Here is a 24,641-nt window from a genome sequence, read left to right as displayed (position 1 = left end):
ACAAAAGCAAAAAGGGGGTTTTTCCTTTGCGGAAGCGAATTTTCGCTCTTAGTGCAGTCATCGCACTTAGCGGGTTAGTTGCTTGTAATAACCAAGCGTTTGATACACGTTATACCGATCGCGCACGTCCGATTGGATATTACTCAAACGAAAACGATATGACTGGATTTCAATACGGCCGTTACGGTACAGAGCGTCTAAACGGAAACGTTCGTCAAGTGCGTGACAACGACGGACCGATTACAGAAATGCTCGATCGCGGCATGGATCAAACGATGCGAACACCGCAAGTGGATCGCAATTTCAGTCGCGCTGATCGCAACTATCACGGGCATTTAAATGCGATGGATGAACGTACGCGCCCATCGTATTACCGTAACTATAACGGAGCGTTAGCTGAAAAAATTGCGAAACGTGCTGCAAGCGTTGCTAAAGTAAAAGACGCCCGTGCCGTCGTTTCAGGGGAACGTGTCGTTGTTGCAGTATCAACGACAGAAAAGAATACAACGCAAATTGAACGTCTCGTCCGTCAAGCGATCGCTCCATATACGGCGGGCAAAAATGTCCGCGTGGTTGCAAATGAAAGCATGTACAACCGTATTCGTACGCTCGATAACGATATTCGCGACGGTGGTCCAATGGATCAACTAGAGCGTGATATTCGCGACATATTTAACGATATGGGCGACGTGATCGAACGTCCATTCATGAATCGTGGATAAAAGAACAGGGGCTCCCCCTGTTCTTTTTTATACATTTTTGTTATAGTTTTTATGGACATTTTTCACATATGAGAGGGGATCCGAATGGCAGGACATTCTAAGTGGAAAAATATTCAACGTCGCAAAAACGCACAAGATGCGAAACGCGGAAAACTGTTTATGAAGTTGGCGAAGGAAATTTATGTGGCGGCAAAAATGGGCGGTGGCGATCCAACAACAAACGCTACGTTGCGCCTTGCGATTGAAAAAGCAAAATCAGCGAACATGCCGAATGAAAATATTGAACGTGCAATTAAAAAAGCAACAGGAAATCAAGAGCATACACATTATGAAGAAATTCGTTATGAAGGGTATGGACCAGGCGGCGTAGCGGTCATGGTTATTTGCTTAACTGATAATAAAAACCGGACGGCTTCTAACGTTCGTGTCGCATTTTCAAAAAATGGCGGAAACTTAGGGGAAACAGGATGCGTTTCGTATTTGTTTGACCGAAAAGGGTTAATAGTCATCGCACGTGAAGATTTAGATATAGATGAAGATGAGATGTTGTTACAAGCGATTGAAGCAGGGGCAGATGAAATGGAAACGACAGAAGATTCATTTGAAATTTATACATCTCCAGAACAGTTCGAGCAAGTAAAAAATACGTTAGCTGCGCAAGGATTTACGTTTGCGACAGCCGAAATAACAATGATTCCGCAAACGTACACGACGTTAACGGGTGACGATTTAACGAAAATGTTAAAACTGATTGATATGCTTGAAGATGATGACGATGTACAAGAAATTTACCATAATTTAGATGAATCCATGTTAGAATAACGGTCTTGCGGTAGCAAGACCGTTTAATTTTGGAGAAAATGGTCAACATATGAATGAGGTGAAAATCATGATCCTTACACTATTGTTCAGCTTATTTATTGCACAACATACGCCACCTGTGCACATGACAATCATTTTAGAAACAGTATATATGGATGGGGAAGTGAGTGAGGAAATAAGGGAAGAAACGGTGACATCGATGAAAGACGTTTGGAACAAATATAAAGATTGGCATCTGATCAATATGGATGACGAGCAAATTGTTTTTCAACGATATGTTGACGATTTATCCCCATTAACGAAAGCAGGATATTTCGGTCTTACTAAAGATGGCACACTTTCTATTTTTGAAGGGAAGCCAGGTGAATCATCTCGCGTCATTCAATCGTTTTTTCAAATCGATGTAAAAAAACTTGAAAGTCACGAACGGGAGAAATTAGAAAAAGGCATTTCTGTTCGTTCGAAAAGAAATTACAAACGTGTCATTGAAGCGTACGAGCCGTTTGGAAAATAAGCCCGCACATCAGCGGGCTTTCTTATATGTTTGATTGTGCCTTACCCTACGCTTTCCGCTTTTCTCATCTTATGTTAAAATGAAAGGCGTGAGAAAAGGAGGACGAGATGTTGATTGAATTTATTCGTGGATACGTTGATTACGTTTGCCCGGAATATATCGTCGTTGAAAATAATGGCATAGGCTATCAAATATTTACCCCAAATCCGTTTTCATTTCAAATCAACAAACAGGAACAAATCATCATTTATACATATCAGTACGTACGTGAAGATGTGCTTGCACTTTACGGATTTCACACTCGCCAAGAGCGAATGTTATTTGCTAAACTATTGCAAGTATCAGGCATTGGACCAAAAGGGGCGCTCGCCATTTTAGCGGCTGGTCAGCTTGAACAGCTTGTTGAAGCGATCGAAGCAGAAGATGACAAGTTCTTATGTAAGTTTCCAGGTGTCGGAAAGAAAACAGCGCGACAAATGGTTTTAGATTTAAAAGGAAAACTGCAAGCCATTGTGCCTGATGCTTTCCCAAATTTATTTACAGAACCGTTTGAAGCGACAGATTCGCTTTCTGAAGCGCTCGAAGCGTTAAAGGCGCTCGGTTATTCGGACAAAGAAATTCAAAAAGTCGTGCCGACTTTAAAACAAGAGCGGTTATCGACAGAAGGATATATTAAGCTCGCTTTACAAAAACTACTGAGGTAAGTAAGGGGGATGCATGATGGAAGAGCGTCTCATTTCAAGCGAAGCCGACTATGATGATGCATCGCTTGAATACAGTCTTCGCCCCAAACAGTTGCGGGAATATATTGGACAGCAAAAAGTAAAAGAAAATTTAACCGTATTTATTGAAGCGGCGAAAATGCGTGGAGAGACGCTTGATCATGTGTTGTTGTATGGACCGCCGGGGCTTGGAAAAACGACGCTTGCCGCTATTATTGCAAATGAAATGGGTGTGCAATTGCGTACAACAGCCGGACCAGCGATCGAGCGACCAGGGGATCTAGCTGCGATTTTAACAACGCTTGAGCCTGGTGATGTACTATTTATTGATGAAATACATCGTTTGCCGCGGGCGGTGGAAGAAGTATTGTATCCAGCAATGGAGGATTTTTGTTTAGATATTGTCATCGGCAAAGGGCCAGCTGCTCGTTCCGTACGTCTCGATTTGCCGCCATTTACACTCGTAGGGGCAACGACAAGATCTGGTGCACTCTCAGCTCCGCTTCGTGATCGTTTTGGTGTGTTAAGTCGTTTAGAATATTATACTTCGGAGGAACTCGCCCATATTGTAAAACGAACAGCGCACATTTTTGCGGTAGAAATTGAGGAAGAGGCGGCGTTTGAAATTGCACGTCGCTCGCGAGGTACGCCGCGTATCGCAAACCGATTGTTGCGACGTGTACGTGATTTTGCTCAAGTGCGCGGGGATGGAACAATTACGTTTCTTTTAGCAAAGGAAGCACTCGAGCAATTACAAGTCGACCGTTTAGGATTAGACCATCTTGACCATAAACTACTAAAAAGCATGATGGAAAAATTCCGAGGTGGGCCAGTCGGATTAGAAACGATTGCAGCAACGATTGGGGAAGAAGCGCAAACGATTGAAGATGTATATGAACCGTATTTGTTGCAAATCGGCTTTTTACAACGAACACCGCGTGGACGAATTGTTACACCGCTTGCATACAACCATTTCGGTTTGGAGGTGCCGCAATGACGAACTTACCAAAAACAATCATGCTCATTGGTGTTGTTCTTATCATTGTCGGTTTTTTGATGCAATTTATTAAACTTGGGCGTTTGCCAGGAGACATCGTCATTAAAAAAGAAAATGCAACATTTTATTTCCCGATCATGACATCAATCATTTTAAGTGTCGTTTTATCGCTTATTTTTTACATTATCGGTCGTTTTCGCTAATGGAATAAAGAAAGGAACGTGGATATGAAAGTCGATTTATTTGATTTTTATTTGCCTGAAGAACTCATTGCTCAAACCCCCCTTCCAAATCGCGAAGCGTCACGTCTCATGGTGCTCGATAAAAGAACAGGCGAAGTGACGCATGAGCCAACATTTCGTTCCATTTTATCTTATTTGAAAGAAGGCGATTGCCTTGTTTTGAACGATACGCGCGTATTGCCAGCTCGTCTGTACGGAGAAAAAGAAGGGACAGGGGCACATATTGAAGTGCTTTTATTAAAACAGCTTGATGGCGATCAATGGGAGACGCTTGTCAAGCCAGCGAAGCGTGTAAAAGTCGGAACGACGCTTTCATTTGGTGATGGTCGTTTACGTGCAACATGTGTAGCAGAGCTAGAACACGGGGGACGCATTCTTTCGTTTTCATATGATGGCATTTTTCTTGAAGTACTTGAGTCGCTTGGCGAAATGCCGCTTCCTCCGTACATTAAAGCACAACTTCATGACCGCGAACGATATCAAACGGTTTATGCACGTGAAGCGGGCTCAGCCGCGGCTCCGACAGCAGGGTTACATTTTACAGAACAACTTCTTGAAGATGTACGGAAAAAAGGGGTACATCTTACTTTCATTACGTTGCACGTCGGATTAGGGACGTTTCGCCCGGTGAACGTAGAAAACATTGAAGAACATGACATGCATGCAGAGTTTTATCAAATGTCAGAAGGTACTGCGAACTTGCTTAACGATGTAAAAGCAAAAGGCGGACGCATTATCGCTGTCGGGACGACTTCAACACGTACATTGGAGACGATCGCATCCCGTCACGATGGCACGTTTGTTGCTGAAAGCGGTTGGACGGATATTTTTATTTATCCGGGCTATACGTTTCGTGCCATTGACGGAATGATTACAAATTTCCATTTGCCAAAGTCAACGCTCATTATGCTCGTTAGTGCGTTAGCAGGTCGAGAGCATGTGTTGCGCGCTTACGAAGAAGCAGTAAAAGAGCGTTACCGATTTTTTAGCTTCGGCGATGCGATGCTTATTATATAAGTTGAGAAAGGGGACTATATGTGACACCAATTCGTTACGAACTCATTAAAACATGTAAACAAACGGGAGCGCGTCTCGGCATTCTTCATACGCCGCATGGCTCGTTTGAAACACCGATGTTTATGCCTGTCGGTACACTTGCGACTGTAAAGACGCTTTCGCCCGAAGAATTAAAGGAAATGGGAGCAGGCGTCATTTTAAGCAATACGTATCATTTATGGCTCCGACCAGGGCATGACATCGTCAAAGAAGCCGGTGGTCTCCACTCATTTATGAACTGGGATCGTGGCATTTTAACGGACTCTGGTGGGTTTCAAGTGTTTAGTTTAAGCGAATTTCGCCGCATTGAAGAAGAAGGCGTATATTTCCGAAATCATTTGAATGGCGATAAATTATTTTTATCACCAGAAAAAGCAATGGAAATTCAAAATGCGCTTGGGTCTGATATTATGATGGCGTTTGATGAATGCCCACCATATCCTGCAACGTATGAATATATGAAGCGGTCAGTTGAGCGAACGAGCCGCTGGGCAGAGCGATGCTTAAAAGCGCATCAGCGCCCGAATGAGCAAGGTTTATTTGGCATCGTCCAAGGTGGCGAGTTTGAAGATTTGCGTAAACAAAGTGCGCAAGATTTAGTGTCTCTCGATTTCCCAGGATATGCGGTCGGTGGCTTGTCTGTTGGCGAACCGAAAGAAGTGATGAATCGCGTATTAGAATTTACAACGCCGTTATTGCCAGCGAATAAACCGCGTTATTTAATGGGTGTCGGTTCACCAGACTCGCTCATTGACGGAGCGATTCGTGGTATTGATATGTTTGACTGTGTGTTACCGACGCGCATTGGTCGTAACGGAACGGTCATGACAAGTGAAGGTCGCGTCGTCATCAAAAACGCCAAATATGCGCGTGATTTTTCACCGCTTGATCCAAACTGTGATTGTTATACGTGCCGCAATTATACGCGTGCATATATTCGCCATTTAATTAAATGCGATGAAACGTTTGGTATCCGCCTTACATCTTACCATAACGTGTACTTTTTGATAAAATTAATGGAGCAAGTGCGACAAGCGATTCGCGAAGATCGTCTTGGTGATTTCCGTGAGCAGTTTTTTGAACAATATGGTTTTAATAAGCCGAATGCGAAAAACTTTTAGAAAGGGGTGAAAATATGCAAAACTTAGCAAGCTTACTACCAATCATTTTAATGTTTGCGATTTTTTACTTTTTGCTAATCCGTCCGCAACAAAAACGTCAAAAGGCTGTTCAACAAATGCAGGCGAACTTGCAAAAAGGAGACAAAGTCATTACGATTGGCGGATTGCACGGCATCATCGATTCACTTGATGAAAATACGGTCGTCATTCGCGCGGGTGACGGCTCACGTCTTACATACGACCGTGCAGCCATTCGTGAAGTCGTGAATGAAAAATAAGACAGGTTTGTTGCCTGTCTTATTTTTATGCGCTTCGTGAACGAGATGTCGCTACGTTAACACCAATCATCCCGCCGATGATGGCTGTGACGAGAAACCCTGCGTGGTATCCCCACTGTTCGATTGAAAACGTTCGGTCCATGCCGAGAAATTGAAATAAAAAAATGATTGTTGTAAAGATGATGCCAGTTGCTCCACCAAGCATCCAACCGCGCTCTTTCCCTTTTCCACCTGCAATAAACCCACCAAAAAATAACGATAAAAATGCGAGACCGTGCATGACCCATTGCAATGATGTTTCATCATAACTTGTCAATTTCAACAAAAGAGCGAATATAAAGCTACATAAGATAGAGCTTATAAAAATCGTTATGACCCCATGAAAAATAGCGCGAATCATTCGTCCCCCTCCTTCCTGCATTTAGTACAAACATATTCGGTCGTCCATTTGTTTAGAATAAAAACGTAGAACAAAGAAGGGGGAATCGTCGTGGAGTACGTAACGATTATTTTACGGACGTTATTGTTGTATGGCGTTATTTTATTTATTTTTCGTGTCATGGGAAAGAGAGAAATTGGCGAGTTGAGCATCTTAGATTTAGTTGTTTTTATCATGATTGGGGAAATGGCAGTCATTGCGATTGAACAGCCGAGAGACCCGATTTTTCACACGATTGTGCCGATGATTGTATTGACGATTGCCCAGATTGCTTTTGCATATTTTTCTTTAAAAAGCGAAATGTTTCGTCGTCTCGTTGATGGGTCACCGACGGTCATTATTAACAACGGAAAAATTGATGAAAAAGCGATGCGAAAACAACGATACAACTTTGATGATTTGCTTATTCAATTGCGTGAAAAAAATATTAAAAACATTGCGGATGTCGAATTTGCCATTTTAGAGCCGTCTGGCAAACTGTCCGTATTTGAAAAAGAAAAAGGAAAAAAGAAAACACCGTCTTTAGCGCTGCCGCTTATTAAAGACGGTATTATTCAAGAAGAACATTTAGCGCTCATCAATCGAACGAGTGCATGGTTAATGAAGCAACTAAAAAAGCGCGGATATGAGCGGATTGATAACATTTCGTATTGTACATATGAAAATGGAATGTTTTATATTGACGAAAAAGATGAGTGACTATCGGAACAATTGGCGAAACTCATCTTTTTCAATTAGGCGAAACGCTTGAGCGAGAGTGAGATATATGAACGTCATGATCGTGATGGCGACAATGGTTTTGACAAGCAATGAAAATGGTAAAAACGGAACGATCCAATGCCCAACCGTCGCCACAGAAACGATGACGATGAAATGCGCGACATATAGTTTTACGTGCAAAGAAGGCGAAATGGCTTTCATGATCGTTGCTGCATGTAACAATGTAACAATCATGATACCAACCGTGATAGCTAGCGCAGCCCCCATGATGCCAAGCGATGGTTGGGAGGCGAGCCAAAAAATAAGCGCTGTTTTGACGATAGCACCGATCAAGCTATTTGTCATTGCTTCTTTTGCTAAATCGAGCGCTTGCAATACAGCTTGCAACGGACCTTGTAAGTAATAAAAGATGAAAAACGGGGCCATCACTTTGACAAAAATCGCCGCTTCATTTGCCCCATACATGAGTTGCATCATTTCTTCTGCCAATACGTACAACACAACAATAGACAGTCCCCCGGCTAAAAGTGATAACCGTACAGATTGATGTAGGCGATACTCGATTAGACGATATTGTTTTTGAGCAGCCGCTTCACTAATAGCCGGAACGAGTGAAGTGGCGAGCGCATACGTAATAAATGATGGAAGCATCAAAAGGGGCAGCGCATACCCAGTAAGCTCGCCGTATTGTTTTGTCGCATGGATGGCAGTGATGCCGGCAAGAGCCAAACTTTGTGCAACAACAATCGGTTCAAAAAACCAAGCGATGGATCCAATCATTCGGCTTCCAAGCGTGGGCACAGCAATGCGCATGAGTGAAACGAACGTATCCTTTCCTTCTTTTACGTAAGCGAAAAAGCGATAACGAATGCGAATCGGTTTTTTTCGTTTAAACGTAATGAATAAATAACCGAGTGATACAAACTCCCCAACGACTGCAGAAACCATCGCCCCTGCTGCTGCATATTCAACCCCATATGGCAAAAAAGCGGTTGTAAAAGCAGCGATAAGCGTGATGCGCACTGCCTGTTCAAGTAATTGAGAATACGCATATGGTTTCATCTGTTGTCTTCCTTGAAAATATCCACGCAAAACGGAAGACACAGCGACAATTGGGACGACCGGTGCAACGGCAACGAGCGGGTAATAAACGCGCGCATCTGTAAACAATGTGTTAGAAAGAATGGGAGCGATGGCGAGTAGGGCTGGGAAGAAGATGACACTTAAAACAATTGTAATGGATAAAGATACAACTAATATTTTTTTTACTTTTCGTCTGTCGCCCACCGCTTCTGCCTCGGCGACAAGCTTTGAAATAGCGACAGGGAGGCCGAACTGTGTAATCGTAATCGCTAATACAAGTGTCGGAACTGCCATCATATATAAACCGACGCCTTCTTCACCAATGAGACGAGCAACGACGATGCGATTAATAAAACCAAGTATGCGTGTTAACAATCCTGCAACAATTAAAATGATCGTTCCTTTCAAAAATTTGGACATGTTCCTCCCTACCTTCTCAAATGAGGTCATCTTTTATACAATGAAATATATGCACATGTTGGCCAAGCATGACAAAATGGAGGAGATGAATGTGGATCGAGAACAATTAATGCCAGCGCTACAAAGTAAAGTAGATGAGTTAAAGTTGCTCGGTTATGAGCAAGCAACGATTGAAGATGTATGGAATTGTTTAATGGTTAAAAAATGGAAAAAAAACAAAGAAGAGAAGCGGTTGTATGAGTTTGTAAACGACGTTTTATCGTTGCGTGCAAGCGATTATATGGCGTATGTTGTCCAAAAGGAGCAAAAACACGATCGTTGGTTTACAGAAGAAGGGCTTTCGGAATTACAACAATTGTTTTAATTGTTTGTTTGTAAATTGACAGAAAGTGTACTGTCATTCATAATTTGTTTTGTTGGTAAAAATTCTGGCAAGTGCCAGAATAGAGGAGGATTTTTATGGTAAAACGTAGTCGCATCATTGCTTTTTTCCTTCTTGTCGTTTTACTAGGCGGCATGATGGGAACAACAGCAGAGAAAATCGTAAAAAACATTAAGCTCGGCTTAGACTTGCAAGGTGGCTTTGAAATTTTATACGAAGTGAAGCCGACAAAAGAAGGAGAAAAAATTACGAAAGACGTGTTGCTTAGTACGGTAAGCGCGTTAAATAAACGCATTAACGTGCTTGGAGTGAGCGAACCACGCATTGACGTAGAAGGGAACGATCGTATTCGCGTTCAATTAGCAGGGGTGAAGGATCAAAATAAAGCTCGTGAAATTTTATCTACAGAGGCGAAGTTAACGTTTCGTGATGTACATGATAACGTATTGATGGATGGGAGCGACCTCGTTGAAGGAGGCGCAAAACAAACGTTTGACGATAAAGGAAAACCAAGCGTTGCAATTAAATTAAAAGATGCCAACAAGTTTAAAGAAGTCACACAAAAAGTATTAAGTATGGCACCAAACAACGTGCTTGTCATTTGGCTTGATTTCAACGAAGGTGTTGACTCGTACGCAAAGGAAGTCGGGAAAGAGCATCCGAAGTTTATTTCAGCAGCACAAGTTAACGAAGTGTTCAACCAGACAGATGTTTCAATCGTTGGGAATTTCACCGTTGAAGAGGCAAAACAATTAGCTGATTTATTAAATGCAGGTGCACTCCCTGTTGAGTTAAAAGAAATTTATTCCACATCAGTCGGCGCGCAGTTTGGTGAACAAGCGTTACAAAAAACGATTTTTGCTGGTGTCATCGGCATTGCGCTTGTCTTTTTGTTTATGCTTATTTTTTATCGTTTGCCGGGAATTGTCGCTGTCGTTACATTAAGCGTATATATTTATCTCATCTTGCTTGTCTTTGATTGGATGAACGGAGTGTTGACGCTACCGGGAATTGCGGCGCTTATTCTCGGGGTTGGTATGGCGGTCGATGCAAACATTATTACATACGAGCGGATAAAAGATGAACTAAAGCTTGGAAAATCGCTCATGTCAGCATATCGCATCGGTAATCGCGGTTCTTTCGGTACCATTTTAGATGCAAATATTACAACGATTATTGCTGGTGTGGTTTTGTTTGCGTATGGGACGAGCTCTGTCAAAGGATTTGCGACAATGCTCATCATCAGCATTTTAGCGAGCTTTATTACAGCGGTGTATGGGACGCGTGTATTGCTTGGCTTATTGGTGAAAAGCCGTTTATTTGATAAAAAACTACATTACTTTGGCGTCAATCCAAAAGACGTATTAGACATTGCGAAAGTGACAGACGATACAGATGTGCCGACGAAGTTTGAGCGTTTCGATTTTGTGAAACGAAGTAAACTATTTTTCATCATTTCAGGAGCCATGTTTGCTATCGGGCTTGTATTATTGCTAACGGCTAAATTGAATTTAGGAATCGATTTCTCTAGTGGTACGCGCGTTGATTTAATGAGCGAAAAATCATTAACGACAGAAGAAGTGAAGCAAGAGTTAAAACAATTGCAACTCGAACCGAAAGATATTGTTCTGTCTGGCAATAACAACGAAATGGCGATTGTGCGTTTTCTCGGGGTACTTGATCAAAAAGAAATTTCAAAGTTGAAATCGCATTTTAAAGAAAAATACGGGGTAGAACCGAACGTAAGTACCGTATCGCCGACAGTCGGAAAAGAATTGGCGCGCAATGCGTTTATTTCCGTACTCATTGCGTCTATCGGTATCATCATTTACGTAACGGTTCGCTTTGAAATGTATATGGCAATTGCAGCTATTGTTGCGCTATTGCATGATGCGTTTTTTATCATTGCTTTCTTTAGTTTAACTCGTTTAGAAGTCGATTTAACGTTTATTGCAGCTGTGTTAACGATCGTTGGTTATTCAATTAACGATACGATCGTGACGTTTGATCGTATTCGTTATTTAATGAAAAAACGGAAAGTGAAAACGGTTGACGATTTAAAAGATGTCGTCAACAAAGCGTTACAACAAACATTTGGACGCTCTGTAAATACGGTTTTAACCGTTGTGTTTACCGTTGTCGCACTTTTATTGTTCGGTAGTGAAGCGATTCGCAATTTCTCATTCGCATTGCTTGCTGGTTTAATTTCCGGCACATATTCTTCGCTCTTTATCGCAGCACAATTATGGCTTATTTGGAAAGCAAAGCAATTGAAAAAGGGAAAACAAAAACGCGACCAATTAGAAGCAGAACCAGAAGTATAAACGTCGTGGCGCATGCCGCGACGTTTTTTCATAGCGTGAATAGGATACACTAAAAAAAACACAAGGGAAAGGAAGCGAATGGGGTGAATGAACAAGAGCGTTTTCGACAAGCTCAATTTGCCGCGATGATTGGCGTTGTCGGCAACGTCGTCTTAGCGGTAATCAAAGGATGGATTGGAGTGATTGCAAACAGTAAGGCGTTGATCGCTGATGCGGTACATTCTGCTTCTGATGTAGCAGGATCGCTTGCTGTATGGATTGGGTTACGTGTCGCAAAACAACCACCCGATGATGATCATCCGTATGGACATGGGAAGGCGGAATCGATTGCTGCCATTATTGTGGCGGTTTTGCTTTTTCTCGTCGGAGTAGAAATTGGTACTTCTTCTTTTTCTTCATTTTTTCACTCGATTGAACCGCCGAAGATGATAGCTGTATATGCGGTCATCTTATCCATCATCGTAAAAGAAGCGATGTTTCGTTATAAATATGCGTTAGGGAAAAAAATTAAAAGCGATGCCATTATTGTAAATGCGTATGAGCATCGCTCGGATGTTTTTTCTTCCATTGCGGCATGCATTGGGATTATCGCCGCAATGTTAGGTGAAACCTTACATGCACCATGGCTCGTTTATGCCGATCCCGTTGCGGGGCTATTCGTTTCGCTACTTGTTTTAAAAATGGCGTGGAAGCTAGGAGCAGAGTCGATTCATCATGCGCTTGATCATGTGTGGCACGAAGAAGAAACGATACATTTGCGTGAAGCTGTTCTTTCGTTTCCAGAGGTCAAGCGTATCGACTCCCTTTTTGCACGCCAACATGGTCATTACGTTATTGTTGATTTAAAAATTGCTGTCGCACCACATTTAACTGTTTCAGAGGCACATGAAATTGGGAAGAGGGTAAAAGAAAAACTGTTGTCGCTTCCACAAGTGCATAATGTGATGGTGCATATGAATCCATATGATGAACAATAAATTGCCCCACAGCGTATTGTTTTGTATAATAAAAAGGTTGAGGGGTGAATGATATGTTAGCATCGAAAACCCGCTGGAACATCAAACAAGTAAACGAACAACAAGTGCAAATGATTGCGCAAGCGTTACATATAGCTCCGCTCGTTGCTTCATTGCTTGTCAGCCGCGGCTATCATACCGTTGAAGCCGCTCGTTCTTTTTTTGAGCGAAAGCAATCGTTTCATTCGCCATTTTTGTTAAACGACATGGAAAAAGCGGTCGAGCGAATAGAGAAAGCAATTGCAAATGGCGAACGTATTCTTGTTTTCGGCGATTATGACGCCGATGGAGTAAGCAGTACTGTTGTGATGGTCAGCGCATTACGAGAAAAAGGAGCGAATGTGTCTTTTTACATTCCGAATCGCTTTTCCGAAGGGTACGGGCCAAATGAACAAGCATTCAAATTTGCGAAGGAACAAGGGGTATCGTTAATTATTACAGTTGATACAGGTATTTCTGCTTTACATGAAGCTAACGTAGCCAAACAGCTCGGTATCGATTTAATTATTACGGACCATCACGAGCCCGGTCCGGTGTTGCCGGAAGCATATGCAACGATTCATCCAAAAATAAGTCCAAACTATCCGTTTAAACATTTAGCGGGCGTCGGGGTAGCATTTAAGCTTGCTCATGCGCTCATTGGGCGCGTGCCGTATGAATGGCTGGACGTTGTCGCAATTGGAACGATTGCTGATCTCGTTCCGCTTCAAGACGAGAATCATTTACTTGCTCGGTTAGGGATTGAGCAATTTCGTCAAACGAAACGCCTCGGTCTACAAGCACTTTGTAAACAATGCGGTGTATCACATACAGATGTGACGGAAGATACGATCGCCTTTATGATTGGTCCGCGCATTAATGCAGCAGGACGTCTCGATTGCGCTGATCCAGCTGTTCAGCTGTTGTTGACGACAGATGCAAATGAAGCGGACATGCTAGCTGAGCAAATTGATGCGATGAATCGCGAGCGCCAACAACTCGTCAATGAGATAACGGAAGAAGCGATTCAACTTGTCGAGCAACATTATAGAGATGATCGCGCGTTAGTTGTGGCGAAAGAAGGTTGGAATGTCGGTGTCATTGGCATTGTGGCATCTCGTTTAGTCGAAAAGTTTTATCGCCCGACGATCGTGTTAAGCATTGATCAAGAAAAAGGGATAGCCAAAGGATCAGCGCGGAGTATTGAGGGATTTGACTTATTTGCGAATTTATCAAACTGTCGCGACATTTTACCCCATTTCGGCGGACATCCGATGGCTGCGGGTATGACGCTTTCTTTTCATGATGTAGATGAATTACGTCGTCGCCTAAACGAAGCAGCGAAGCAACAATTGACAGCAGAACACTTGATTCCTGTTACACATGTCGATCTGCGTTGTTCGATTGCCGATGTTTCGATAGAATTAATTGAACAAATGAATCGGCTTGCACCGTTTGGGATGGGAAATCCGAAACCGCGTGTCCTTTTCCAACATGTACAACTAGATACGTTGAGAAAAATCGGAACGGATCAGAACCACTTAAAATTGTTGCTAGCGGAAGATGGAAAAACGTTAGAAGCGATCGGATTCGGCTTCGGACATGTTGGGGATGAAATTGCACCGAACGCTCGTCTTTCGGTCGTAGGAGAGCTGACCATTAACGAATGGAATAACTTTCGAAAGCCGCAGTTAATGATTCAAGATGTAGCTGTGGATGAATGGCAATTGTTTGATATGCGCCACATTCGTCATCCAAGTAAGTTTATAGCATCGCTCCCAAAAGACAAACGTTTATTTATCGCTTTTCATCACGACACGGTAGATGTGCTGCAGTTGGCGGCATATGCCGACGAAATTGTGCATGTACAAAGCGAGCAAGAAGCGACGATTGATGTGAGTGGAAAATATGTCGTTTTTCTTGATATGCCTCCGTCACAGCAAATCGTCAAAGTTTTATTAAGTTGTAGTTTACCTGAACGCATTTATGCGTTATTCTATCAAAGGGAGAATCACTTCTTTAGTATATTGCCGACGCGTGAACATTTTAAGTGGTTGTATTCCTTTTTGCATAAGCGTAGCCCTTTTGATATGCGACGTTACGCTGACGATTTGGCTCGCTCGCGCGGGTGGACAAAAGAAGCGATTTTGTTTATGATTCAAGTGTTTAAAGAGCTTGGATTTATTACAATTGAAAACGGGATCGTCTCTTTAGCCCGTCATGTGCAAAAGCGGGATCTAACAGAATCGCCTTCTTACCGATTAAAGCAAGCGCAGGCCGAACTTGAGCATATGTTTTTATACTCATCTTATTCCCAACTGAAACGTTGGTTTGATTCATTGTATGAGGAGGAAAATATCAATGGATTTAAAACAATACGTCACGATTGTTCCTGATTTCCCAAAACCAGGTATTCAATTTAAAGATATTACAACCATTATGGACAAAGGGGAAGTGTACAAATACGCAACAGATCAAATCGTCAATTATGCACGTGAAAAGAAAATTGATGTTGTTGTGGGACCAGAAGCACGCGGGTTTATTATCGGTTGTCCAGTTGCCTATGCGCTTGGCGTTGGATTTGTCCCTGTTCGTAAGGAAGGCAAATTGCCTCGTGAAGTCATTCGTGTCGAATACGGCTTAGAATACGGCAAGGACGTATTAACGATGCATAAAGATGCGATTAAACCAGGACAGCGCGTCCTTATTACAGACGATTTATTAGCAACTGGCGGCACGATCGAGGCGACGATTAAGCTTGTTGAACAGCTCGGTGGTGTTGTTGCAGGCATTGCATTTTTAATTGAGTTAACGTATTTAGAAGGTCGCGAAAAATTAAAAGGATACGATATTTTAACGTTAATGCAATTTTAATGAAGGAGGGGCACAACGCTCCTCTTTTTCGCATGTTGCTCTTTACATTTGAAAAAATTTTCATGATAATATTGTAAATACGTTTAAAATAAAAGGTGATTGCATGGCAAATGAACAAGTATTAACGGCAGAACAAGTCATTGAAAAGGCGAGCCGTTATTTGTCGGAAGACGACGTACAGTTTATCGAACGGGCATATAAGTTTGCGAAAGAAGCACATCGTGAGCAATATCGGAAGTCTGGCGAACCGTATATTATTCATCCGATTCAAGTAGCAGGTATTTTAGTCGACTTAGAAATGGATCCTGCGACAATTGCGGCTGGATTTTTGCATGATGTCGTCGAAGATACACACGTGACGAAAGAAGATTTAGAAAGAGAATTTGGAAAAGAAGTGGCGATGCTCGTTGATGGTGTAACGAAGCTAGGGAAAATTAAATATAAATCACATGAAGAACAACAAGCAGAAAATCATCGCAAAATGTTTTTGGCGATGGCGCAAGATATACGAGTCATTTTAATTAAGTTGGCGGACCGTTTGCACAACATGCGCACGTTAAAACATTTGCCGATTGAAAAGCAACGTCGCATTGCGAATGAAACGCTTGAAATTTTTGCACCGCTTGCGCATCGACTTGGAATCTCAAAAATTAAATGGGAGCTTGAAGATACAGCCCTTCGCTATTTAAACCCGCAACAATATTATCGCATCGTCAATTTAATGAAAAAGAAGCGAGCGGAACGTGAGCAATATTTAGAAGAAGTTATTCAAGAAATGCGTGCACGGTTACATGAAGTTGGTATTCAAGCTGAAATTTCTGGACGTCCGAAGCATATTTATAGCATTTATCGCAAAATGGTTTTGCAAAATAAACAATTTAACGAAATTTACGATTTGCTTGCTGTGCGCATTATTGTTGAAAGCATTAAAGACTGTTATGCGGTACTTGGCATTATCCATACATGTTGGAAACCGATGCCAGGGCGTTTTAAAGATTATATTGCCATGCCGAAGCCGAATATGTATCAATCGCTTCATACGACCGTTGTCGGTCCGAAAGGCGAGCCTCTTGAAGTGCAAATTCGGACGTTCGAAATGCACCATATTGCAGAATTTGGAATTGCTGCTCACTGGGCATATAAAGAAGGAAAGACGATTCGCCCGAACACGTTTGAAGAAAAACTATCATGGTTTCGCGAAATTGTCGAATGGCAGAACGAAACGAACAACGCGGAAGAGTTTGTCGAAACGTTGAAAATGGATTTATTTTCCGATATGGTGTTTGTTTTTACACCAAAAGGTGATGTCATCGAACTTCCAGCTGGTTCAGTGCCAATTGATTTTGCGTATCGTATTCACTCAGAAATCGGAAATAAAACGATTGGGGCAAAAGTAAACGGAAAAATGGTTCCGCTCGATCACCCACTACAAACAGGAGATATTGTTGAAATTCTAACGTCCAATCATTCATACGGTCCGAGCCAAGATTGGTTAAAAATTGCCCAAACATCGCATGCGAAAAATAAAATTCGCCAATTTTTCAAAAAGCAACGCCGTGAAGAAAATGTGGAAAAAGGGAAAGAGCTTGTTGAAAAAGAAATTCGCAACATGGGCTTTGATGTAAAAGAAGTGCTCACCGTTGAAAATATGAAACGGGTGGCAGAAAAATTTAACTTTGCTAATGAAGAAGATATGTATGCTGCTGTTGGATATAACGGCATTACAGCTGCTCAAGTCGCGCATCGTTTAACAGAAAAGTGGAGAAAACAACGCGATTTAGAAGAACAAGCGAAACGCTTGTCGGACATGCTCCAAGAGGCGAAGACCATTACCCCAATGAAAAAACGTGATTTTGGTGTATGCGTCGAAGGAGTAGATAATTTACTTATTCGTTTATCTCGCTGTTGCAATCCGGTGCCTGGCGATGAAATTATCGGTTTTATTACAAAAGGACGTGGTGTTTCTGTTCATCGTGCCGATTGCCCGAATGTACTCGCAGAGGAGGCGAAAGAGCGACTTATTCCTGTTCAATGGGAGAGCGGGGCGAACTGTCAACGAGAATATACAGTCGATATTGAGATTACTGGTTATGATCGACGTGGCTTGCTTAATGAAGTATTGCAAGCTGTCAATGAGACGAAAACGAACATTTCAGCTGTTTCTGGAAGAACGGATCATCGCAACAAAATGGCGACGATTCATATGACGATTTTTATTCATAATGTGAGCCATCTTCAAAAAGTAGTGGAACGCATTAAACAAATTCCAGACATTTATTCAGTGAGACGGATTATGAACTAGAAAGGGTTGACGCAATGAGAGTCGTTGTTCAGCGAGCAAAACATGCAAAAGTAACAGTAGCCGGAGAAGTGGTCGGGGAAATTGAGTTTGGGCTTGTACTATTAGTTGGCATTACTCATCATGATACCGAGGAGGATGCGGCATTTGTTGCCGACAAAATTGCTCATTTGCGCATATTTGAAGATGAACATGGCAAAATGAACCTTTCCCTTTTAGATGTAGGCGGATCGATTTTATCGATTTCACAATTTACGTTGTACGGAGACTGTCGCAAAGGACGAAGACCAAATTTTATGGATGCGGCAAAACCAGAGCACGCGAAACATATTTATGAGGCGTTTAATGAGCAATTACGCCAAAAAGGAATTCACATAGAAACAGGTGTATTTGGCGCGATGATGGATGTAGAACTGACAAACGTTGGACCGGTGACATTAATCGTTGAAAGCAAATAAAAACCGCGCTCGCATGTGGACGAGCTCGGTTTTTTTTATCCTCGTGCTAAATATTTTTTTATTTTTTGTACATCACGAAGAGTAAGCCCAAATTCAGAAGCGAGTTCGAACGATGTGAGCTCGCTTTCTTTTTGAACAAATGCATGAAAATCGACGTGCATAAGTGGTGATTGTGAATGAATAAATTCCCCTTTTTCACTATGGCGCATCATTAAGCTCCTTTCGCGTCAAATATCGTTCGTATTATTCCCAATTTTTCTACCTTTTCATTCAAAGAAGGATTTTTTTTGTTTGTGAAGAAATAAAGTAGCGACCATTGACAACGTAGGGGGATTTGCAACATGAAAAAATCGCTTATGACGTTACTATTCGTTTTTTGTTGTTTGTTGCTGATCGTACAAACGGCGGAAGCAGCGATGAATGTGCGCATAGCTGTTAACCAACTCAATGTCCGTACCGGCCCGGGATTTACGTTTGCGGTACAAGAAAAAGTAGCAAAAGGAAAGCAATATCCTGTCGTTCAAAAGCGAGGAGAATGGCTACAAATCCGGCTCGCCTCAAATCGAACAGGTTGGGTGCATGGAAAATACGTTCAAATGCAAAACGAATCGGTTGAAGCGAAAAAACAAATACAACAACTTGTCGTATGCCAAGTAGATGGTTTACGTATTCGCAAAGGACCAGGAACGACATATGCGGTCATCGGTTATGTCAATCGCAACGAGAAAGGAACGGCGACGATGACACAAAGTGATTGGATATACGTACGCTGGGAAGGAAAAGAAGGATGGGTGAATCGGGCGTATGTAGCAAACGCTGAGCAAAATAGTGAACAAATGACATACGATACATATGTTCAAATGTTATACGACAATACAAATATTCGTTCTGCCCCTTCTACCCAATCGCCTGTGATTTCGAAAGCAAAACGTGGCGATCAGTTCGGAGTCATTCGAAAAGAAGGGCAATGGTATGTCATTCAAGTGGATGCTGAAACGATTGGATATGTGGCCGAATGGGTCGTTCAAGTAAACCAAACATCCACTCCTTCTCAAAATCAAACAATAGTAGGAAAAACGATTGTCATTGATGCAGGACATGGCGGAAAAGATTACGGTACAACAGGTATTAATGGGACAATTGAAAAAATGTTAACGTTACAAACAGTGCTGTTGTTAAGTGAAAAACTGAAGCAAATGGGGGTTAACGTCATTTTAACGCGCGAAGACGATCGATTTTTATCGTTAAGTGAGCGAGTACAAATAGCTACGAACAATAAAGCAGATGCGTTCATTAGCATTCATTACGACAGCGCGTTAAATCGCACGGCGAGCGGATTAACGGTATATTACTATAAATCAATCGATCGGTCGCTTGCAGATGCGCTTTTTCATCCCCTCAGTCGCTTAACAGGCATTCAGCAACGTGGGGTTCGTGTAGGAAATTATCATGTTTTGCGCGAAAATAGCCGTCCTTCTGTATTGCTTGAGCTCGGCTATTTAAGCAATCCGAATGAGGAGCTGTTCGTCGTATCCCCAACATATCAACAGGCAGCGATAGAAGCGATTTGTAGCGGATTGCTTCGTTATTTCGAAAAATAAAGGTCGTCTTGACAAATGGTTTGTTCGTACGTAATATAAAAGAAAATTCAACATCTCGCCGATGATGGAGAAAAGTAGTTAAGAGTACACATGGCCAGAGAGGAAATGCCGTAGGCTGGAAGCATTTCTCCATGATGACTTAACGAACGAACACTCCGTAGGTTTCTCTTTGAACGCGTCATCGTTAGTAGGAGAGAACGCTTTCCGAGCGTTATCGGATGAAAGTGGAAGCATGCGCTTCAACTAGGGTGGCACCACGGGAATTCATCTCTCGTCCCTAATTTATTAGGGGTGGGAGATTTTTGTTTGCATAAAAACTAAAGGAGGGAATGATATGTCATTTCAAATTCCGCGCGGGACGCAAGACATTTTGCCAGAACAAGCGGCAAAATGGCAATATATTGAACGAATTGCACGCGAACTTTGTCGTCGTTACAATTATCAAGAAATTCGCACGCCAATTTTTGAACATACGGAACTATTTTTACGTGGTGTCGGCGATACAACGGATATTGTTCAAAAAGAAATGTACACGTTTGAAGATCGTGGCGGTCGCAGTTTAACGCTTCGTCCAGAAGGAACGGCAGCAGTCGTCCGTTCATTTGTTGAAAATAAAATGTACGGATATCCGAATCAACCGGTGAAACTGTATTACATGGGGCCGATGTTCCGTTACGAACGTCCACAAGCAGGTCGTTTTCGTCAGTTTGTCCAATTTGGTGTCGAAGCGCTCGGAAGTAACGATCCAGCGATTGATGCCGAAGTCATTGCTTTAGCGATGGATATATATCGCTCACTCGGACTGAAAAAACTGAAACTTGTGATCAATAGTTTAGGCGATGTCGAAAGTAGAAAAGCGCACCGACAAGCGCTCATCGATCATTTCCAACCTCGCATTCATGAGTTTTGCGATGATTGCCAAGCGCGGTTACATAAAAATCCGATGCGTATTTTAGACTGTAAAAAAGATCGCGACCACGAACTTATGCGCACAGCTCCGTCGATTCTTGATTACTTAAATGAACAGTCGCGCACATATTTTGAAAAAGTGCAAATGTATTTACAAAAGCTTGGCATCGCATTTGAAGTCGATCCTCGGCTTGTACGTGGTTTAGATTATTACAATCATACAGCGTTTGAAATTATGAGTGAGGCAGAAGGATTTGGAGCCATTACGACATTATGCGGCGGTGGACGTTATAACGGTCTCGTTCAAGAAATTGGCGGGCCTGAAACGCCAGGCATCGGATTCGCTTTAAGCATTGAGCGCTTGCTTGCTGCATTAGAGGCTGAGGGTATTTCATTACCGATTTCAGAAGGAATTGACTGTTATGTTGTGGCATTAGGAGAACAAGCAAAAGAAGAAGCGGTTGCTCTCGTCGCTGCCCTTCGTCAAGAAGGCATCGCGGCAGAAAAAGATTATCAAGATCGAAAAGTAAAAGCACAGCTGAAAGCAGCCGATCGTTTGCATGCGGCATACGTTGCTATTTTAGGTGAAGATGAATTGCAAAAAGGCGTCATTAACGTCAAACATATGGCAACAGGGGAACAGCAAGAAGTATCCCTTGACATATTTGTTTCACATATGAAAAACGTATTGCAATAGGAGGGGAAAGTATGTTCGGAAGGACGCATTACTGTGGAGAAGTAACAGATACAGCGATTGGTCAAACGGTGCGCTTGAAAGGATGGGTGCAAAAGCGTCGCGACCTAGGAGGGCTTATTTTCATTGACTTGCGCGACCGCACAGGCATTGTTCAAATTGTGTTTAGTCCAGATGTCTCGAAAGAGGCGTTGCAAGTCGCAGAAACGATTCGCAGCGAATACGTGTTAGACGTAGAAGGAACGGTCGTTCAACGAGAAGAAGGGCAAGTCAATCCAAATTTACCGACTGGAACAGTTGAAGTACATGCGACACATGTGACGATTTTAAGTGAAGCAAAAACGCCGCCGTTTCCAATTTCAGACAAAACGGACGTATCAGAAGATGTTCGCTTAAAATATCGTTACTTAGATTTACGTCGCCCGGTGATGTTTCAAACGTTTCAAATGCGCCATCAAGTGACGAAAGCGATTCGCGACTTTTTAGATGAAGAAGGCTTTTTAGAAGTAGAAACGCCAATCTTAACGAAAAGTACGCCAGAAGGAGCACGCGATTACTTAGTGCCAAGCCGTGTACATCCAGGCGAGTTTTATGCGTTGCCACAATCACCACAAATTTTTAAACAACTATTAATGGTCGCTGGCTTTGAACGATACTATCAAATTGCTCGTTGTTTCCGCGATGAAGATTTACGTGCTGACCGTCAACCAGAATTTACACAAGTCGATATTGAAACATCATTTATGAGTCAAGACGATATTTTAGCAATGATTGAGCGCATGATGGCGCGCGTCATGAAAGTCGCAAAAGGCATCGACATTTCTATTCCATTTCCGCGCATGTCATACGATGAAGCGATCGCTCGCTTCGGCTCGGACAAGCCAGATACGCGCTTTGGACTTGAGCTTGTCGATCTATCTGAGCAAGTGAAAGATTGTGGCTTTAAAGTGTTCGCCAGTGCAGTGCAAAACGGTGGACAAGTGAAGGCGATCAACGTCAAAGGCGCAGCGGACAAATATTCTCGCAAAGATATTGATGCGTTAACGGAATATGTCGCTCGTTATGGAGCAAAAGGATTAGCTTGGTTGAAAGTTGAAGCAGACGGCCTGAAAGGTCCAATTGCTAAGTTTTTTAATGAAGATGAACAAAAGCAAATGATGCAAACGCTTGAGACAGAAACAGGCGATTTGTTGTTATTTGTTGCTGATAAGAAATCAGTCGTGGCAGATGCGCTCGGTGCGTTGCGCTTAAAATTAGGAAAAGATTTGAAGTTAATTGACGAATCAGCGTTTCATTTCTTATGGATTACAGACTGGCCGCTTTTTGAGTACGATGAAGAAGAAGGTCGCTATTATGCGGCACATCATCCGTTTACCATGCCTGTTCGTGAAGATGTGCCAAAATTTGAAACAGATCCAGCGAGCGTTCGTGCACAAGCGTATGATCTTGTGTTAAACGGATATGAGTTAGGTGGAGGATCGCTCCGTATTTTCGAGCGCGATATACAAGAAAAAATGTTTAAAACGCTCGGTTTTACTGAAGAACAAGCGCGAGAACAGTTTGGCTTTTTGCTTGAAGCGTTTGAATACGGTACACCTCCGCACGGTGGAATTGCGCTTGGATTAGACCGTCTTGTTATGTTGCTAGCGGGTCGTTCTAACTTGCGTGATACGATTGCCTTTCCGAAAACAGCAAGTGCTAGCTGTCTGTTAACAGAAGCACCAAGCGCAGTAAGTGAAGCGCAATTAGATGAATTGCATTTACAAGTGAAGGACGTTCAAAAAGTAGACTAAATTTGTAACGTTGCAAATGCATGCGAAGTATGCTAACATACAAGTAACAACAAGTCCTGATGTGTTTGTCGTATCACCTATTGTTTTGACCGAACAATGTGTGATACGGGAGTCCGGGTTTTCAGGTGGCGTACATGCCTCATTTACATACCGAGGACGTACATAAGCTTGAAACAGGGCACCCACCTGTGAGAGAGCGGGTTCAAAACAAAGGCCATCAGCGACGGCACGATTGGGACTTAAGCAACAAAAACGAATAAAGCCTTGACGTAAAGAACATGCTTTACGTTGAGGCTTTTTTTGTGCCATAATGCATGTATATCCGATTGAAATACTTACATATTAGGAGGAAAAACATGTTACATCAATTTTCTCGTAACGAACTTGCGATCGGAAAAGACGGATTAAAACGACTAAGTGAAAGTACCGTTGCGATTCTCGGTATCGGTGGTGTCGGCTCGTTCGCAGTCGAGGCGCTTGCTCGCTCAGGTGTTGGACGTCTTATTTTAATTGACAAAGATGATATTGACATTACAAACGTCAATCGTCAAATTCATGCCCTATTGTCAACTGTCGGACGTCCGAAGGTAGAAGTGATGAAAGAGCGCATTGCTGACATTAATCCAGCGTGTGAAGTGATTGCGTTAAAAATGTTTTACACGGAAGAAACGTACGAACAAATTTTTTCGTATGACATTGACTATGTCATTGATGCATCGGATACAATTTCGTATAAAATCCATTTAATGAAACAATGTTTAGAACGCAATATTCCAATCATTTCAAGCATGGGAGCAGCAAATAAAATGGATCCAACTCGCTTTCGTATCGCTGATATTTCAAAAACGCATACGGATCCGATTGCAAAAGTCATTCGCACAAGATTGCGAAAAGAAGGAATTAAAAAAGGTATTACCGTTGTTTTCTCAGATGAAAGCCCAATCGTCATTCGAGAAGACGTTCGCAAAGAAGTAGGAAACGATGAAGCAACGATTCGCAAGGCGAAAATGCCGCCGTCATCGAATGCGTTCGTTCCATCTGTTGCAGGTCTCATTATGGCTGCACATGTCATACAACAATTATTAAAAGACATTCCGATTCAACGTGTGGATCAACAATAAGCGCAAGGGAAAAAATCCTTTGCGCTTCTTTATAGCACATTATTAGTTGCAAAGG

At 42.3% G+C, this 24,641-nt stretch carries 24 protein-coding genes, 1 other RNA gene and 1 other annotated feature; of the genes, 22 read left to right on the top strand and 3 right to left on the bottom strand.

The window, feature by feature from the left end:
• The first annotated feature begins 26 nt into the window (after positions 1 to 26).
• The 9 genes from HNR43_RS03060 (at position 27) to yajC (ending at position 6,474) form a co-directional block, all read left to right on the top strand.
• Positions 27 to 722, top strand: coding sequence for a YhcN/YlaJ family sporulation lipoprotein (locus tag HNR43_RS03060; protein ID WP_183241188.1), 696 nt, complete (start codon positions 27 to 29; stop codon positions 720 to 722).
• An 84-nt stretch (positions 723 to 806) separates the two neighbouring features.
• Positions 807 to 1,544, top strand: coding sequence for a YebC/PmpR family DNA-binding transcriptional regulator (locus tag HNR43_RS03055; RefSeq protein WP_183241186.1), 738 nt, complete (start codon positions 807 to 809; stop codon positions 1,542 to 1,544).
• A 67-nt stretch (positions 1,545 to 1,611) separates the two neighbouring features.
• A complete protein-coding gene (locus HNR43_RS03050; protein ID WP_246346224.1) occupies positions 1,612 to 2,058 on the top strand; it encodes an intercompartmental signaling factor BofC in 447 nt (148 codons plus the stop codon).
• A 110-nt stretch (positions 2,059 to 2,168) separates the two neighbouring features.
• Complete coding sequence (gene ruvA / locus HNR43_RS03045; protein WP_183241181.1) at positions 2,169 to 2,762, top strand: Holliday junction branch migration protein RuvA; 594 nt, start codon at positions 2,169 to 2,171, stop codon at positions 2,760 to 2,762.
• A gap of 16 nt (positions 2,763 to 2,778) precedes the next feature.
• Positions 2,779 to 3,777: a Holliday junction branch migration DNA helicase RuvB gene (gene ruvB / locus HNR43_RS03040; RefSeq protein ID WP_183241179.1), complete on the top strand. Its 999-nt coding sequence runs from the start codon at positions 2,779 to 2,781 to the stop codon at positions 3,775 to 3,777.
• Positions 3,774 to 3,980 (top strand): DUF2905 domain-containing protein, encoded by a 207-nt coding sequence (locus tag HNR43_RS03035; protein ID WP_032100191.1) that lies wholly within the window; start codon positions 3,774 to 3,776, stop codon positions 3,978 to 3,980. The genes ruvB and HNR43_RS03035 overlap by 4 nt, the downstream gene beginning before the upstream one ends.
• A 24-nt stretch (positions 3,981 to 4,004) precedes the next feature.
• Entirely contained in the window at positions 4,005 to 5,036 is a 1,032-nt protein-coding gene (queA, locus tag HNR43_RS03030; RefSeq protein ID WP_183241177.1) for a tRNA preQ1(34) S-adenosylmethionine ribosyltransferase-isomerase QueA, read from the top strand.
• 20 nt (positions 5,037 to 5,056) lie between these two features.
• A complete protein-coding gene (tgt, locus tag HNR43_RS03025) occupies positions 5,057 to 6,196 on the top strand; it encodes a tRNA guanosine(34) transglycosylase Tgt (protein ID WP_183241175.1) in 1,140 nt (379 codons plus the stop codon).
• A gap of 14 nt (positions 6,197 to 6,210) precedes the next feature.
• On the top strand, positions 6,211 to 6,474 hold the full coding sequence (gene yajC, locus HNR43_RS03020) for a preprotein translocase subunit YajC (RefSeq protein WP_183241172.1): 264 nt from the start codon (positions 6,211 to 6,213) through the stop codon (positions 6,472 to 6,474).
• Between the two features lie 25 nt (positions 6,475 to 6,499).
• On the opposite strand, the gene HNR43_RS03015 is transcribed toward yajC, so the two are convergent.
• Positions 6,500 to 6,874 carry a TIGR04086 family membrane protein gene (locus HNR43_RS03015; protein ID WP_183241170.1) on the bottom strand — a complete coding sequence of 125 codons (375 nt, stop codon included), beginning with the start codon at positions 6,872 to 6,874 and terminating at the stop codon, positions 6,500 to 6,502.
• 84 nt (positions 6,875 to 6,958) lie between these two features.
• Between HNR43_RS03015 and HNR43_RS03010 the strand changes: the two genes are divergently transcribed.
• Entirely contained in the window at positions 6,959 to 7,612 is a 654-nt protein-coding gene (locus tag HNR43_RS03010; protein ID WP_425486517.1) for a DUF421 domain-containing protein, read from the top strand.
• Here the strand turns inward: HNR43_RS03010 and spoVB are convergent, their stop codons facing one another.
• The gene (gene spoVB / locus HNR43_RS03005) at positions 7,613 to 9,136 is read right to left on the bottom strand and encodes a stage V sporulation protein B (protein WP_183241165.1); all 1,524 of its coding nucleotides are present in this window, start codon (positions 9,134 to 9,136) and stop codon (positions 7,613 to 7,615) included.
• 91 nt (positions 9,137 to 9,227) lie between these two features.
• On the opposite strand from spoVB, the gene HNR43_RS03000 reads away from it, so the two are divergent.
• From HNR43_RS03000 to dtd, 7 genes are all read left to right on the top strand, one after another.
• The gene (locus HNR43_RS03000) at positions 9,228 to 9,500 is read left to right on the top strand and encodes a post-transcriptional regulator (RefSeq protein ID WP_343055721.1); all 273 of its coding nucleotides are present in this window, start codon (positions 9,228 to 9,230) and stop codon (positions 9,498 to 9,500) included.
• Positions 9,501 to 9,595: 95 nt separating this feature from the next.
• Entirely contained in the window at positions 9,596 to 11,842 is a 2,247-nt protein-coding gene (gene secDF, locus HNR43_RS02995; RefSeq protein ID WP_183241161.1) for a protein translocase subunit SecDF, read from the top strand.
• A gap of 83 nt (positions 11,843 to 11,925) precedes the next feature.
• Positions 11,926 to 12,819, top strand: coding sequence for a cation diffusion facilitator family transporter (locus tag HNR43_RS02990; RefSeq protein ID WP_183241159.1), 894 nt, complete (start codon positions 11,926 to 11,928; stop codon positions 12,817 to 12,819).
• A 53-nt stretch (positions 12,820 to 12,872) separates the two neighbouring features.
• Positions 12,873 to 15,233 (top strand): single-stranded-DNA-specific exonuclease RecJ, encoded by a 2,361-nt coding sequence (gene recJ / locus HNR43_RS02985; protein WP_183241157.1) that lies wholly within the window; start codon positions 12,873 to 12,875, stop codon positions 15,231 to 15,233.
• Positions 15,199 to 15,711, top strand: a complete 513-nt coding sequence (locus tag HNR43_RS02980) for an adenine phosphoribosyltransferase (protein WP_003396235.1) — start codon at positions 15,199 to 15,201, stop codon at positions 15,709 to 15,711. Before recJ ends, HNR43_RS02980 begins: the two co-directional genes overlap by 35 nt.
• A 103-nt stretch (positions 15,712 to 15,814) precedes the next feature.
• Positions 15,815 to 18,013, top strand: a complete 2,199-nt coding sequence (locus tag HNR43_RS02975; RefSeq protein ID WP_183241154.1) for a RelA/SpoT family protein — start codon at positions 15,815 to 15,817, stop codon at positions 18,011 to 18,013.
• 14 nt (positions 18,014 to 18,027) lie between these two features.
• A complete protein-coding gene (gene dtd, locus HNR43_RS02970) occupies positions 18,028 to 18,468 on the top strand; it encodes a D-aminoacyl-tRNA deacylase (protein WP_183241152.1) in 441 nt (146 codons plus the stop codon).
• A 35-nt stretch (positions 18,469 to 18,503) separates the two neighbouring features.
• On the opposite strand, the gene HNR43_RS02965 is transcribed toward dtd, so the two are convergent.
• Positions 18,504 to 18,677: a hypothetical protein gene (locus HNR43_RS02965; RefSeq protein WP_183241150.1), complete on the bottom strand. Its 174-nt coding sequence runs from the start codon at positions 18,675 to 18,677 to the stop codon at positions 18,504 to 18,506.
• Between the two features lie 132 nt (positions 18,678 to 18,809).
• On the opposite strand from HNR43_RS02965, the gene HNR43_RS02960 reads away from it, so the two are divergent.
• The 5 genes from HNR43_RS02960 (at position 18,810) to HNR43_RS02940 (ending at position 24,586) form a co-directional block, all read left to right on the top strand.
• Positions 18,810 to 20,069: an N-acetylmuramoyl-L-alanine amidase family protein gene (locus tag HNR43_RS02960; protein WP_183241148.1), complete on the top strand. Its 1,260-nt coding sequence runs from the start codon at positions 18,810 to 18,812 to the stop codon at positions 20,067 to 20,069.
• 52 nt (positions 20,070 to 20,121) lie between these two features.
• Positions 20,122 to 20,351: a binding site (T-box leader), on the top strand.
• Between the two features lie 52 nt (positions 20,352 to 20,403).
• Positions 20,404 to 21,675 (top strand): histidine--tRNA ligase, encoded by a 1,272-nt coding sequence (gene hisS / locus HNR43_RS02955; protein WP_183241146.1) that lies wholly within the window; start codon positions 20,404 to 20,406, stop codon positions 21,673 to 21,675.
• A gap of 11 nt (positions 21,676 to 21,686) precedes the next feature.
• Complete coding sequence (gene aspS, locus HNR43_RS02950) at positions 21,687 to 23,465, top strand: aspartate--tRNA ligase (RefSeq protein WP_183241144.1); 1,779 nt, start codon at positions 21,687 to 21,689, stop codon at positions 23,463 to 23,465.
• A 50-nt stretch (positions 23,466 to 23,515) separates the two neighbouring features.
• Positions 23,516 to 23,708, top strand: a non-coding RNA gene (gene ssrS, locus HNR43_RS02945) — 6S RNA.
• A gap of 113 nt (positions 23,709 to 23,821) precedes the next feature.
• Positions 23,822 to 24,586: a tRNA threonylcarbamoyladenosine dehydratase gene (locus tag HNR43_RS02940; RefSeq protein WP_183241142.1), complete on the top strand. Its 765-nt coding sequence runs from the start codon at positions 23,822 to 23,824 to the stop codon at positions 24,584 to 24,586.
• The last annotated feature ends 55 nt before the right edge of the window (positions 24,587 to 24,641 follow it).

Origin of the sequence: Anoxybacillus mongoliensis, from assembly GCF_014201515.1 — a bacterium.
GTDB classification, from domain to species: domain Bacteria; phylum Bacillota; class Bacilli; order Bacillales; family Anoxybacillaceae; genus Anoxybacillus; species Anoxybacillus mongoliensis.
Note: the sequence above shows the minus strand (reverse complement) of the source record. Positions and strands in the feature narration are given on the sequence as shown.